General features: G+C 64.4%; 12 protein-coding genes. 7 read left to right on the top strand and 5 right to left on the bottom strand.

The window, feature by feature from the left end; genetic code table 11:
• Positions 1–52 precede the first annotated feature (52 nt).
• Positions 53–1,495: a sodium:alanine symporter family protein gene (locus QO207_RS24915; protein ID WP_301534940.1), complete on the bottom strand. Its 1,443-nt coding sequence runs from the start codon at positions 1,493–1,495 to the stop codon at positions 53–55.
• A gap of 167 nt (positions 1,496–1,662) precedes the next feature.
• Between QO207_RS24915 and QO207_RS24910 the strand changes: the two genes are divergently transcribed.
• Entirely contained in the window at positions 1,663–2,481 is an 819-nt protein-coding gene (locus QO207_RS24910) for a helix-turn-helix transcriptional regulator (protein ID WP_301534939.1), read from the top strand.
• A 107-nt stretch (positions 2,482–2,588) separates the two neighbouring features.
• On the opposite strand, the gene QO207_RS24905 is transcribed toward QO207_RS24910, so the two are convergent.
• Positions 2,589–3,473, bottom strand: a complete 885-nt coding sequence (locus QO207_RS24905) for a DMT family transporter (protein ID WP_301534938.1) — start codon at positions 3,471–3,473, stop codon at positions 2,589–2,591.
• 515 nt (positions 3,474–3,988) lie between these two features.
• On the opposite strand from QO207_RS24905, the gene QO207_RS24900 reads away from it, so the two are divergent.
• Positions 3,989–5,239: an OprD family porin gene (locus QO207_RS24900; protein WP_301534937.1), complete on the top strand. Its 1,251-nt coding sequence runs from the start codon at positions 3,989–3,991 to the stop codon at positions 5,237–5,239.
• Positions 5,240–5,593: 354 nt separating this feature from the next.
• On the opposite strand, the gene QO207_RS24895 is transcribed toward QO207_RS24900, so the two are convergent.
• Complete coding sequence (locus tag QO207_RS24895; protein ID WP_301534936.1) at positions 5,594–6,829, bottom strand: PilT/PilU family type 4a pilus ATPase; 1,236 nt, start codon at positions 6,827–6,829, stop codon at positions 5,594–5,596.
• A 187-nt stretch (positions 6,830–7,016) separates the two neighbouring features.
• Between QO207_RS24895 and QO207_RS24890 the strand changes: the two genes are divergently transcribed.
• The 5 genes from QO207_RS24890 (at position 7,017) to QO207_RS24870 (ending at position 11,371) form a co-directional block, all read left to right on the top strand.
• Complete coding sequence (locus tag QO207_RS24890) at positions 7,017–7,295, top strand: peptidylprolyl isomerase (RefSeq protein ID WP_301534935.1); 279 nt, start codon at positions 7,017–7,019, stop codon at positions 7,293–7,295.
• A gap of 51 nt (positions 7,296–7,346) precedes the next feature.
• Complete coding sequence (locus QO207_RS24885) at positions 7,347–7,709, top strand: MmcQ/YjbR family DNA-binding protein (protein ID WP_301534934.1); 363 nt, start codon at positions 7,347–7,349, stop codon at positions 7,707–7,709.
• Positions 7,709–8,260 carry a putative glycolipid-binding domain-containing protein gene (locus tag QO207_RS24880; RefSeq protein ID WP_301534933.1) on the top strand — a complete coding sequence of 184 codons (552 nt, stop codon included), beginning with the start codon at positions 7,709–7,711 and terminating at the stop codon, positions 8,258–8,260. Before QO207_RS24885 ends, QO207_RS24880 begins: the two co-directional genes overlap by 1 nt.
• A gap of 368 nt (positions 8,261–8,628) precedes the next feature.
• Positions 8,629–9,810, top strand: coding sequence for an MFS transporter (locus tag QO207_RS24875; RefSeq protein ID WP_301534932.1), 1,182 nt, complete (start codon positions 8,629–8,631; stop codon positions 9,808–9,810).
• A gap of 283 nt (positions 9,811–10,093) precedes the next feature.
• Positions 10,094–11,371, top strand: a complete 1,278-nt coding sequence (locus QO207_RS24870; protein ID WP_301534931.1) for an OprD family porin — start codon at positions 10,094–10,096, stop codon at positions 11,369–11,371.
• Positions 11,372–11,458: 87 nt separating this feature from the next.
• Here QO207_RS24870 and QO207_RS24865 read toward each other — a convergent pair whose 3' ends face one another.
• Positions 11,459–11,743: a hypothetical protein gene (locus QO207_RS24865; protein WP_301534930.1), complete on the bottom strand. Its 285-nt coding sequence runs from the start codon at positions 11,741–11,743 to the stop codon at positions 11,459–11,461.
• 155 nt (positions 11,744–11,898) lie between these two features.
• Entirely contained in the window at positions 11,899–12,849 is a 951-nt protein-coding gene (locus QO207_RS24860; RefSeq protein ID WP_301534929.1) for a phospholipase D family protein, read from the bottom strand.
• Between the last annotated feature and the right edge of the window lie 216 nt (positions 12,850–13,065).

Here is a 13,065-nt window from a genome sequence, read left to right as displayed (position 1 = left end):
CGGGAGAAGTCCCGGCCTCGCGTATCAGACCTTGGTCCGAGGCGGAGGTCTATCAGCCCTTGGCCGGCAGGCTGCCGTGGGCCGGAGCGGTGGCGTTGATCTTGTGGGCGTCGCGCCAGGCATCGTGGTCGATGTCCAGGTCGGCGAACTTGCTGGCGTCGAACACCGGGCGCTCGATGCCGGCGGCGCGCTGCTCGTCGTAGTCACGCATGACGCGCAGGCCGGTCTTGATCAGCATCGCCAGGGCCACCAGGTTGACGAAGGCCAGGCAGGTCATGGTGATGTCGGCGAAGGCGAACACGGTGCCCAGGTTCTGCATCGAGCCCCAGAGGATCAGGCCCAGCACCAGCACGCGGAAGGCAATCAGCGCGGAGCGGCTGCGGCCGACGATGAACTGCAGGGCGTTCTCGCCGAGGTAGTAGTTGTAGGTGATGCAGGTGAACACGAACAGCGACAGGGCGACGCTGACGAAGATGCGGCCCCAGTCACCGACCACGGCGGCCAGCGAGTTCTGGGTCAGGGTGATGCCGTCGCCTTCGAAGCCGGGGGTGTAGAAGCCCGAGAGCAGGATCAGCAGCGCGGTGCAGGTGCAGATGACGAAGGTGTCGAGGAACACGCTGAACGCCTGGACCACACCCTGGGACGCCGGGTGACGCACGGCGGCAACGGCGGCCACGTTCGGCGCACTGCCCAGGCCCGCTTCGTTGGCGAACACGCCACGCTTCACGCCCATCACGATGGCCGCGCCCAGCAGGCCGGCGAAGGCCGGTTCCAGGCCGAAGGCGCTCTTGACGATGGTGGTCAGCATGCCCGGCACCAGTTCGATCTGGGTGACGATCACATACAGGGTCACGGCGATGTAGGCCAGGGTCTTCACCGGTACCAGCAGGTCGGAGACCGCGGCGATACGCTGGATGCCGCCGAAGAACACCACGGCCAGCAGCACGGCCAGGGCGATGCCCGAGTACAGCACCGGGATGTCGAAGGCGTTCTGCAGCGAGTGGGTCACGGTGAAGGCTTGCAGGCCGTTGAAGGCGAAGCCGTAAGTGACCAGCAGCAGGACCGCGAAGGTCATGGCCATCCAGCGCAGCTTCAGGCCGTGCTGGATGTAGTAGGCCGGGCCGCCGCGATACAGGCCGTCGCCGTCGCTGCGCTTGTAGACCTGGGCCAGGGTGCACTCGAAGAAGCTGCTGGACATGCCCACCAGCGCGGTGACCCACATCCAGAACACGGCACCGGGGCCACCCAGGGTCACGGCGATGCCGACACCGGCGATGTTACCGGCGCCCACGCGGCCGGCGAGGCTCAGCATCAGGGCCTGGAACGAGCTCAGCTGGCCGGACTGGCCGCGGATCGATTCCTTGAACACGCCGAACATGTGGCCGAAATGGCGGAACTGGACGAAACGGGAGCGGATGGTGAAATACGCGCCGAGTCCTACGATGAGGACGATGAGGACTTTCCCGGAGAGGAAATCGTTGATCGCGTCGAGCATGTGCTGGGGCCTCGATTGTTATTGTGGGAGCACGGACCTGGGGCGGGTCCGCTCACTGGGGCGCATGGTTGCGCCCGAAGCCTCCCGATACAATTTCGCGGCTTGCTACGAATTGATGCTACCTGACGCTATACTGGCGCCAGTCGCATCACCTGGACCTGGTACGAATGTCCGACAATCTCGGCCCCAATCTCAAGCTGCTTTGCGCCCACTACCGCTCTATCTCGGAGGTTTGCCGCAAGCTTTCGATCAACCGCGCGCAGTTCAACAAGTACCTCGGCGGGCAGAGCCAGCCCACCGCGTACAACCTCAAGCGTATCGGTGATTTCTTCGGTGTCGAGGACTACGAGTTGCAATTGCCGCCGGACCAGTTCGCCCGGCTGATCGGTGCGCGCGGCATGTCGCCGGCCAACGTGCAGCGCGACGATCCGCTGCTGGAAATGCTCCGCCCGCTGCGCGACCACGCTGGCAACCTGTCGCGTTACTGCGGCTATTACTTCGAGTACTCCAACTGCATGTCGGTGCCGGGCTCGATCCTGCTGTCGCTGGTGCATCTGTACGAGCAGGACGGCAACTTCCTCTTCGAGCGCCAGGAACGCCAGGAGCGCTCCAGCAGCACCGATGTGCAGGCCGAGGACTGGGTGCGCTGCCGTTACCTGGGCGCGGCCTTCCAGCTGCAGGACCGGGTGTTCCTGATGGACTACGAGTCGCTCACCGTCAACGAGATGAGCCAGACCATCCTCATCCCCAGCTTCAAGAGCCGCATCACCCGCCTGAACGGCCTGAAGACCGGCGTCTCCAGCGGTGACCGCCGCACCCCGGCCTGCACCCGCGTGGTCTGGGAATACCTGGGCCCTGAGATCAACCGCATCAGCGCCTATCGCCAGGTGAAGCTGTACCAGCCGGACGATGCGCGCATCGACGACGACGTGCGCCAGCGCCTGCAGGTTGGGCCGATCCGCCACGGGCTGTTCGAAATCGAGTAGCGATTGCTCTTCGTAGGAGCGAGCTTGCTCGCGAACGGATTCCCCGGCGGCTGCGGTGCTGGGCGGTTCGCGAGCAAGCTCGCTCCTACAGGTAAAGCGTCCTCAGGCTACTTCCTGCGGCTCTGCAACCACGCCGCCGCCAGCCCGCTGCCGCAGATCACCGCGATGCCCAGCAGCGCCGACGGCTCCGGCGTATGGCCGAAGATCACGAACCCCAGCAGCCCGGCGAAGACGATCTGACAGTAGCTGAACGGCGCCAGCAGCGCGGGCGCCGCGTGGCGGAAGGCCTGGGTGAGGAACAGGTGCGCGGTCATTCCGCAGGTGCCCAGGGCGAGCATCATCAGGCCGTGCACCAGCCCCGGCCATTGCCAGAAGAACGGCACCAGCGCGCTGACGATCAGGGTATTGCACAGCCCGGCGAAGAAGTTGCTGGTGGTCGGGCTGTCCACCTGGCTGAGCTTGCGCGTCAGCAGCTGGTAGAAGCTGAAGCACAGCGCCGAGCCGAACGGCAGCAGCACCGCCGGGGTGAACAGGTCGCCACCGGGGTGGACGATGATCAGCACACCGCTGAACCCGACCAGCACCGCGGCCCATTGCCCGAAGGTCACCCGCTCCCCCAGCAGCGGTACCGACAGCGCCGTCACCAGCAGCGGCGCGAGGAAGTTCACCGAGGTCGCCTCGGCCAGCGGGATGTATTGCAGGCCGGTGGTGAACAGGAAGCTGGTCCCCAGCAGGCACAGCGCCCGCGCCGTCTGCAGGAACGGGTGGCGGGTGCGCAGCACCGCCAGGCCGGCGCGCGGCAGGAAGATGCCCGCCATCAGCAGCGTGTGCACCACATAGCGCGCCCACACCACCATGACGATGGGATAGATGCTCGCCAGGTACTTGGACAGCGCGTCGTGGCTGGAGAACAGGAAGGTCGCCAGGACGATGAGCAGGATGCCCTTGAAGGGCTGGTGGACGCCGGACAACGGCGATTGGCTGGTACTCATCGACTCACGGATTCAATAGGCAGATGCGGCTGGCACTCAGGCACCAGCTTGGAAAGCAGGACAGCCTAACAGGACACGCCGGAGAAAGTATCCGCCACGCCGCACCCTGCGGGCCTGCTGAAAGGTCTGACAGGGACTGCGGAGCACGAAAACATGGTACGCGGAATCCACCTACACGAATGTTCCATTTGGTTAGTTTCTGGTCGAACAGCGAACGCTTACGCCTCGGGCGAATTGCGGCGCGCCGCGACGCAGCACCACTATGATCCCAGCCGCCGCCTTGATGCGGCGCCAAACACAATAAGAAAGGTCCGTTCACATGCTCACGCACTCCCTGGCACGCCTGCGCGCGTGCACCGGCTCTCCGCATATTTTCCCTCGCATTCCCGTCGCGCCTGGCTGATCGCCTGACCCGCACTCACTGACCACCTGCCGCCGCCATCCGCCGCTCCCGACCGAGCTGCGCGGAGGAAGCCGTTCGCCCCGAACAACGACAAGAATCCGAGGGAATACCCATGATCCGCCGCCTGCCACACTTGACCATCAGCGCCTGCCTGCTGCCCGCCCTGCCCTTGCTGGCCTGCGCCGACGAAGCCGGTTTCATCGAGGACGCCAAGGCCAGCCTGCTGCTGCGCAACTTCTACATCAATCGCAACTACGTCGGCGAAGCCCGTCAGAACAAGGCGGAGGAATGGACCCAGAGCTTCATCCTCGACGCCCGCTCCGGCTACACCCAGGGCACCGTCGGGCTGGGCCTGGACGTGCTCGGGCTGTACAGCCTGAAGCTTGACGGCGGCAAGGGCACGGCCGGTACTCAGCTACTGCCGACCCACGACGACGGCCGCCCCGCCGACGACTTCGGCCGCCTGGCGGTGGCCGGCAAGGCCAAGGCATCGAACACCGAACTGAAAGTCGGTGAATGGATGGTGGTGCTGCCGATCCTGCGCTCCGACGACGGCCGGTCGCTGCCGCAAACCTTCCAGGGCGCCCAGGTCACCTCGAAGGAAGTCGACGGACTGGCCCTCTACGGCGGCCAGTTCCGCCAGAACAGCCCGCGCAACGACGCCGGCATGGGCGACATGTCGCTGTTCAGCCGCCCGACCTTCAAATCCGACCGCTTCAACTTCGTCGGTGGCGAATACCGTTTCAATGGCGAGCGCACCCTGGTCGGACTGTGGAATGCGCAGCTGAAGGACATCTATCAGCAGCAGTACCTGCAACTGCAGCACAGCCAGCCGCTGGGGGACTGGGTGCTCGGTGCGAATATCGGCTACTTCTGGGGCAAGGACGATGGCAGCGCCCGTGCCGGCGATCTGGACAACCGCACCGTCTCCGGGCTGTTCTCGGCCAAATACGGCGCGAGCATCTTCTACCTCGGCCTGCAGAAGGTCATGGGCGAGGACGAGTGGTTCCGCGTCAACGGTGCCACTGGTGCGTCCCTAGCCAATGACAGCTTCAGCTCCAGTTACGACGGCGCCCGGGAGCGCTCGTGGCAGTTGCGCCMCGATTACGACTTTGCCGCCTTCGGCATCCCCGGCCTGACCCTGATGAACCGCTACATCCAGGGCCACAACGTGCACAACGCCAGCACCGACGATGGAAGCGAGTGGGGCCGCGAGAGCGAACTGGCTTACACGGTGCAGAGCGGCACCTTCAGGACACTGAACCTCAAGTGGCGCAACTCCACCATGCGGCGCGATTGGGGCAGCACCAACAGCTTCGATGAGAACCGGGTGATCATCAGCTATCCGCTGTCGCTGCTGTAGTCACCGCCGATTGCCACCCGTAGGACGCATAACCTGGAACAGGTTATCCGCCGGACCACGGTCGGCGGATAACGCTGGCGCGTTATGCGCCCTACGAACCGCGCGAGTGGTTGGGCGCTGTAGGAGCGAGCTTGCTCGCGAACCGCTTGACGCTGGAGCTGTCGGGTATTCCATTCGCGAGCAAGCTCGCTCCTACGAAGAGCCCGCAGGACGGATAACCTGGAGCAGGTTATCCGCCGATCTGCGAACAGACGTCGACCCTGCCGATAGCTCGCGGGCATGGCCCGCTCCTACAGGTGCACCAGCCCATGAAAAAGCCCCAGCATGCCGGGGCTTTTCCTTTCAACTGGCGGCCTACTGGCCGGCCGGCTTGTCCGCGTCTTCCGCTTCGATCTCTTCCAGCGCCAGTTCCAACCCCCAGCTGGAGGCCTCCACCGGCTGGGCGGCCGCTGGCGGCGCAACCGGTGCCGGCGCCGGTGCGGCTGGCTTGGCTGCTGCGGGAGTGGCGGCGCTGCCGACGCTGCCGGGGTTGTCCTTGTACAGCTTGAGCTTCAGGCGCAGGTTGTTCGCCGAGTCGGCGTTCTTTACCGCCTCTTCCTCGCTGATCGCCCCCTCCACCGCCAGGTCGAACAGCGCCTGGTCGAAGGTCTGCATACCCAGCGCGCGCGACTTGTCCATGATCTCCTTGATCAGGCTGAACTCGCCGCGCTTGATGATATCGCTGATGGTCGCCGTGCCCAGCAGTACCTCCACCGCAGCGCGGCGCTTGCCGTCCTGGGTGCGCACCAGACGCTGGGAAACGAACGCCTTGAGGTTGTTGCCCAGGTCGTTGAGCAACTGCGGCCGGCGCTCCTCGGGGAAGAAGTTGATGATGCGGTCCAGCGCCTGGTTGGCGTTGTTGGCGTGCAGCGTGGAGATCGCCAGGTGGCCGGTGTCGGCAAAGGCCAGGGCGTGCTCCATGGTCTCGCGGTCGCGGATCTCGCCGATCAGGATCACGTCCGGCGCCTGGCGCAGGGTGTTCTTCAGCGCCGCGTGGAAGCTGCGGGTGTCCACACCCACTTCGCGCTGGTTGATGATCGACTTGCGGTGCCGGTGCACGTACTCGATGGGGTCTTCGATGGTAATGATGTGCCCGCCGCTGTTGCGGTTACGGTGGTCGATCAGTGCCGCCAGGGACGTGGACTTGCCCGAGCCGGTGCCGCCGACGAAGAGCACCAGGCCACGCTTCTCCATGACCACCTTGAGCAGCACTTCGGGCAGCTTCAGGTCCTCGAACAGCGGGATATCCAGCTTGATGTTACGCGCCACGATGGACACTTCGTTGCGCTGCTTGAACAGGTTGATACGGAAGCGGCCGACGCCGGATACGGAAATTGCCAAGTTCATCTCCAGCTCACGGTCGAACTCCGCGCGCTGCTCCTCATCCATCAGCCCGTAGCCGATGCGCGCCACGTCGCCGGCTTTCATCGGCTCGTTGGAGAGCGGTTTGAGCACCCCGTTGAACTTGGCGCAGGGCGGCGCGCCGGTGGAGAGGTAAAGATCCGAACCATCCTGGGTGGCCAGGATCTTGAGCATCGTTTGGATATCCATTGAACTGCATCCGTACGCAAGGTGGCGGCAGACGCTGTCTGTCAGCAGCGCCTTTAGAATAAGAATTTGCTCATTGACTCTAGGGAGCCCTCCTACACCAGACAATGCAACCCATCGGAAAATGCGACCTGATTCACTGCTCCCGTACAATGCCGCGCCAATAGTTCTCTTTTTCAAGGAAACCAACATGCCCGTCGCCATGGCCCGCCACATTCTGGTAAAGACCGCCGCCGAAGCCGAGCAGCTCAAGCAGCGCCTGGCCAAGGGCGAGGATTTCGCCGCCCTGGCGCGCAAGCATTCCACCTGCGCGTCCGGCAAGCGCGGCGGCGACCTCGGCGAGGTGCGCCCCGGCCAGATGGTCCGCAGCATCGACCAGGTGATCTTCAAGAAGCCGGTGGGCGTGGTCCATGGGCCGGTGAAAAGCCAGTTCGGCTACCATCTGGTCAAGGTCTATTTCCGTGACTGATCGAAAGCGCGACTGATCTCCAGCAGAACTGATCGAAGGAACCCGTGCCCGATGACGCCGCAACAGATCGCCCGCTTCTGCCTTGAACTCCCTGGCGCCCGCGAAGACATCAAGTGGGGCAGTAACCGCGTGTTCTCGGTGGCCGGCAACAAGATGTTCGCCATCCTCGACTTCCTCGACAGCGGCAACGGCGGCCTGGCCTTCAAGGTCGGCCCGGAGCTGTTCCTGGGTTACGTCGACCGCCCCGGCATCCGCCCGGCGCCCTACCTGGCGCGGGCGTTCTGGATTTCCATGCAGCAGCCCTACCCCATGGGCGACGCCGAACTGCGCGAGGCGCTGACACGCTCGCACCAACTGGTGGTCGCCCGCCTGCCCAAGCGCCAACGCCTGGGCCTCGTGCTGGAGGCGCAATAATGCGCAGCCTGGCCTGGGAAGGCATCTGGCACGCACCGACCTCCAGCTGGGAGGCGCTACAACTAGCCGAGAGGAGTGCCGAGAGCCAGTTGCGCGCCATCGACGAAGCCGGCGGGCCGTCCTATCAACTCGACTACCAGCTGGGTTGGGACGAGCAATGGCGCCTGCGTGAAGCGCGCTTCAAAGTGGAAAGCGCCCGCGGCACGCAGGAACTGCAGCTACTGACCGACGGCGAAGGCCACTGGCGCAATGCCGATGGCGCCTTGCCGGAGCTGGAAGGCTGCCTGGATATCGACATCTGGCCGTCGCCCTTTACCAATACCTTCCCGATCCGCCGCCTGGGGCTGGCCGACGGTGAGCGCCGCGAGCTGGCGGTGGTCTACCTGGAAGCACCGAAGCTCAAGCCGGTGCGTATGCGCCAGGGCTATACGCGGGTCGATGCCCATCATTACCTCTACGAAAACCTGGAAGGCACGGGCTTTCAGGCATTGCTGACGGTGGATGATCAGGGGCTGGTGATCGATTACCCCACCCTGTTCCGTCGCGTCTGACAGCCAGATTTTGTAGGAGCGAGCTTGCTCGCGAACCACTTGACGACAGAGCGGCCGGGGAGTCCGTTCGCGAGCAAGCTCGCTCCTACAGGAATGCGTCCCACCAAACCGCAGCCATGTAGGGCGCATAACCTGGAACAGGTTATCCGCCGCCCCGGACAGCGGCGGATAACGCTGACGCGTTATTCGCCCTACGGGTGCCTGCAACATTCAACCATCGCTCACAGCGCGCCGGACAGCATCGCGGACGGAGTCCGCTCCTAGGAATCCTCATACAGCGGGAATTCAGGTAGTTCGTTAGCTAGCTTTCCTACACGCCAGTCGCGGTCCATCATGTAGGGCCCACTCGCCGTACCGAATTGCTGCACATGTCCGCCGACTCCCGCTCCGCCTCGTCCACCACGCTGCAAGTGGTGTCCGTCGTCCTGTTCACCTTTATCGCCTACCTGACCATCGGCATTCCGCTGGCCGTGCTGCCGGGCTATGTGCACAGCGACCTGGGCTTCGGCTCGGTGATGGCGGGCCTGGTGATCAGCATCCAGTACCTCGCCACCCTGCTCACCCGCCCCTACGCCGGCAAGGTGATCGACACCCTCGGCCCCAAGCGCGCGGTGCTCTACGGCATGGTCGGCTGCGCCGGCAGCGGCGCACTGATGCTCGGCTCCTGGGCGATGCAGGGCCTGCCGTTGCTGAGCCTTGGCCTGCTGATGCTTGCGCGGCTGGTGCTGGGCACCTCGGAAAGTCTGGTGGGCAGCGCCTCGATTGCCTGGGGCATCGACCGCGTCGGCGCCGCCAACACCGCGAAAGTCATTTCCTGGAACGGCATCGCCAGCTACGGCGCCCTGGCCATAGGCGCGCCGCTGGGCGTGCTGATGGTCGGTCAACTCGGGCTGGCCAGCCTGGGCGGCAGCGTCGTCCTGCTGGCCGCCCTGGGCTTCGCCCTGGCCTGGCCGAAGCGTGCGGCAGCGCTGGTGCATGGCGAAAGGATGCCCTTCCACCATGTGCTCGGCCGGGTATTTCCCCACGGCATGGGGCTGGCGTTGGGCGGCATCGGCTTCGGTACCATCGCCACCTTCATCACCCTGTATTACGCCAGCCTCGGCTGGAAGGACGCGGTCTATTGCCTGACCGCCTTCGGCGGCTGCTTCATCGGCGCGCGCCTGCTTTTCGCCAATGCGATCAACCGTCACGGCGGCTTCCGCGTGGCCATCGCCTGCCTGTCGGTGGAAAGCCTCGGCCTGCTCCTGCTGTGGAGCGCGCCGACACCCTGGATCGCCCTGGCCGGCGCAGCGCTGACCGGTTTCGGTTTCTCCCTGGTGTTCCCTGCCCTGGGCGTGGAAGCCGTGGGCCTGGTTCCGGCCTCCAATCGTGGCGCCGCGCTCGGCGCCTACTCGCTGTTCATCGACGTATCCCTGGGCGTCACCGGGCCGCTGATGGGCGCCGTGGCCAATGGCTTCGGCTTCGGCGCGATCTTCCTCTGCGCCGCATTGGCAGCATTCAGCGGGCTGATCCTCAGCCTGTGGTTGTACCAGCGCTCGTTCGCGCGCTGATTCAGAGCAGCGCGGCAATCCGCCGCGACTTCGTCTATCCCCCGCAAGCCGCCGTGATTCGGCGGCCAACGCCGCTGATCAGGTAATCATGACGGGAGCGTGACAGAGGCTGGGCGAAAAAGTTCGAACCTCTGCTATCATCCCGCGGCGCCGGGGCGACCACGCCCCGAATACAACCAAAAGAATATGCCAGCACAGGACTCCACCTACCCCGATCACGCACTTCGGGGCGGAGAGCTTTTTTCTTTCTGTTCGCTGGCGCTGCACCATTAAGGAAATCAAGATGCTGAACCACCGGATCAGTCTGCTCGCACTGGGGATCCTCGCTTCGACCGCTGCAATGGCCGAAGACCAGTCCACCGCCAAGGGCTTCGTCGAAGACAGCCACCTGGACCTGTTCTTCCGCAACGCCTACATGAACCGTGACTACAAGCACGGTCGTGACGACAAGGCCGAGTGGGGCCAGGCCGCCACCGCCACCTTCGCCTCGGGCTTCACCCAGGGCACCGTCGGTTTCGGCGTTGACGCCTTCGGCATGTACGCCCTGCGTCTGGACGGCGGCAAAGGCAAGAGCGGCGCGGCTGGCATCGACTTCTTCAAGCAGGGCGATAGCGGCGAAGCCGCCAACGACCTGGCACGCGCCGGTGGTGCGGTGAAGGCTCGCTTCTCCAACACCGTGATCAAGTACGGCGACCAGATGCCGGCCCTGCCGGTGCTCAGCTACGACAACTCCCGCCTGCTGCCGGAAAGCTTCACCGGCACCCTGATCACCTCCAAGGAGATCGAAGGCCTGGAGCTGAACGTCGGCCGCTTCACCTCGGAAACCCGCAAGAGCGCCGAAGGGCGTGACAGCGGCGGCCTGAAGCGCATCGACGTGTTCGGCGGCAGCTACAAGTTCACCGACAACTTCAGCGGCTCGCTGTACGGCTACGAGAGCGAAGACGTCGCTCGCAAGCAGTACATGAACCTGAACTACGTCATCCCGATGGCCGACAAGCAGTCCCTGACCCTGGACTTCAACGGCTACCGCACCCGCGTCAACGATGACTTCGCTGCTGACCACAACATCGACGGCACCAAGAACACCATCTGGAGCCTGTCGGCCGCGTACAACATCGGCGCACACACCTTCATGGTCGCGCACCAGCGCAGCAACGGCGATTCCGGCTACAACTACGGCTGGTACCAGAACGAAGGCGGCCTGGGCGACGGCGGCACCACCATCTGGCTGGCCAACTCCTACTGGTCGGACTTCAACGGTGAAGACGAGCGCTCCTGGCAGGGCAGCTACAGCCTGGACTTCTCCGAGTACGGCGTACCGGGCCTGAGCTACACCGTCGCTTACGTCTACGGCGACAACATCAAGACCGCCGAGACCAGCAACGGCAAAGAGCGCGAAATCTTCAACCAGCTGAAGTACGTTGTCCCGAGCGGCCCGGCCAAGGACCTGTCGGTCAAGCTGCGCGGTTCCTGGCTGCGCGTGTCCAACGACGCCCGCTCCTACAACGACGACGGCAACGAAGTGCGCGTCTTCGTCGAGTACCCGGTCAACATCTTCTGATGACCTGATCAGGCTCGAAACAAAACGCCCCGTGGCAGCGATGCCACGGGGCGTTTTTCATTCCAGGCTCTTTCTGCTCGAGGCTGCTTATTCCAGCCCGCGACGACGCACCGACCAGGGCATCGGCGGCAGGGCCATGCGCAGGATGTGCAGGCACAGCAGCAGGATCAGTCCACCGGCCAGCGCCGAACCGATGCGCTGGGCGGGTTCGAGCGTCTCGTTGACGGTATTGAGCAGGAGCATGGCACTGCCGCCTAGCATGCAGGCGAGCAGGAAAGCGCAGAGGATGTAGATCTTCAGCGTCAACAGACGCCAGTGCCAGCGCATGCGACGGCGCGCGGGCACTTCTTCTTCGCGGGGAAGTTGCGGCATGTTCCCTTGCCTCCTGACAGGTTTCTGACGGGCTCACGCAACTGCGGAATGCGACGTCGAGATAATGGCAGGATGCTAGCAATCAGCCCTCAGATTGCCAAGGCGCGCAGCGTGCTACCCGCAGGTTACAGACCACGCGCCGATGAACGGCGGGCTCAGCGCACGACGCTATTGATGTCGTGGCGGTTCAGCGAGGTACGCATCTCCTCGTACCAGTCGGGGATCACGTCCTTCAGGCGCTCCTTCGCGTCCTCCAGCTTGAACGGCTGGGTGTAGCGCTTCTTGCGGTAGGAGTAGATGTAGTAGGTGCCGTCGCGGTAGAGGATGCGGTCGAAGGTGTAGAAGCCGATGTGCGTACCGTTGCAGCGTGCAGTCAGCACCATGTCGCCCTCTTCGTAGGGCAGCACGCCCTCGGCGCATTCGTAGGTGAAGAACTCGCGCACGTCGTCCCAATCCACACCATCGCTGCTGGCGTGCAGGAAGGCTTCGGCCTTCTCCTCGGAATCATCGGAGTGGTCGCTGTACCAGATGAACAGCGGAATGCTCTGGTTGGTCTCGTCGCCCAGCCAGCTCTCGCCGTCCAGGTACTGCGCGCTGCGCGCCAGGCTCGCCTGCACGCGGCGGTGGCTCTGGCGATACTCTTCCAGCTGCTCGTCGAAGGCCAGTGCGTCCGCGCCCAGCACCACGCCGTCCATGCCCTTGATCTGGTTGGCGCGCGCCAGGTAGTCGGCGTACAGCGCCGCATCCTGGATCACCGTGCAGGTGTCGCGGGTCAGGCTCAGGCCGATCTCGGTGAAGTTGGCGCTGCCAAGGATCACCACGTCCGGCTCGATCAGGATCAGCTTCCAGTGCACGCTGTTCTGCGCGCGAAAGTCCACGTGCAGCGTCACGCTGCTGCCGGCATCGCGCACGCAGAAATCGATGAAGTCCGGCGAGGTGAAGGAGTTGATGGTGCCCACCAGCAGATCGAGGCGATTGCCCTTCTCCACCAGGGTTTCGATCAGCGACTCGGTTTCACTGGCGGAGGCCGAGACCACAGTGATCAGCTTGCCGCTGACCTGCTCCAGGTACTGCTTGAGCGAATGTTGAGCGTTAAGGATTTTCATACAGCCCCCACCAGAATTCTGAACACCGAATTCTGATGCAGGACACTGGCGGGTTTCAACTGTCGGCTGCGCCATATGCCCGTGAACAGGGCGCTACAGCGGCAAAACATGCAAGCCGGCAGCCGCCTGTGGCATAATAGGCGGCTTTGTCAGGCCCGCCTCACGCGCCCGCCTTCCCTGCCCGCCCGCGCCGCACGCGCCCGGCGCGCACCATGT

This window comes from Pseudomonas sp. CAN1 (assembly GCF_030462585.1).
GTDB lineage: Bacteria > Pseudomonadota > Gammaproteobacteria > Pseudomonadales > Pseudomonadaceae > Pseudomonas.
The sequence above is the reverse complement of the archived record's forward strand: the minus strand, read 5'-3'. Positions and strand labels throughout refer to the sequence as shown.

Coding starts and splice junctions, on each gene's coding strand:
- QO207_RS24905 (WP_301534938.1), bottom strand. CDS start 3,473: ATGAGTACCAGCCAATCGCCGTTGTCCGGCGTCCACCAGCCCTTCAAG.
- QO207_RS24895 (WP_301534936.1), bottom strand. CDS start 6,829: ATGGATATCCAAACGATGCTCAAGATCCTGGCCACCCAGGATGGTTCG.
- QO207_RS24915 (WP_301534940.1), bottom strand. CDS start 1,495: ATGCTCGACGCGATCAACGATTTCCTCTCCGGGAAAGTCCTCATCGTC.
- QO207_RS24870 (WP_301534931.1), top strand. CDS start 10,094: ATGCTGAACCACCGGATCAGTCTGCTCGCACTGGGGATCCTCGCTTCG.
- QO207_RS24860 (WP_301534929.1), bottom strand. CDS start 12,849: ATGAAAATCCTTAACGCTCAACATTCGCTCAAGCAGTACCTGGAGCAG.
- QO207_RS24880 (WP_301534933.1), top strand. CDS start 7,709: ATGCGCAGCCTGGCCTGGGAAGGCATCTGGCACGCACCGACCTCCAGC.
- QO207_RS24875 (WP_301534932.1), top strand. CDS start 8,629: ATGTCCGCCGACTCCCGCTCCGCCTCGTCCACCACGCTGCAAGTGGTG.
- QO207_RS24910 (WP_301534939.1), top strand. CDS start 1,663: ATGTCCGACAATCTCGGCCCCAATCTCAAGCTGCTTTGCGCCCACTAC.
- QO207_RS24865 (WP_301534930.1), bottom strand. CDS start 11,743: ATGCCGCAACTTCCCCGCGAAGAAGAAGTGCCCGCGCGCCGTCGCATG.
- QO207_RS24890 (WP_301534935.1), top strand. CDS start 7,017: ATGCCCGTCGCCATGGCCCGCCACATTCTGGTAAAGACCGCCGCCGAA.
- QO207_RS24885 (WP_301534934.1), top strand. CDS start 7,347: ATGACGCCGCAACAGATCGCCCGCTTCTGCCTTGAACTCCCTGGCGCC.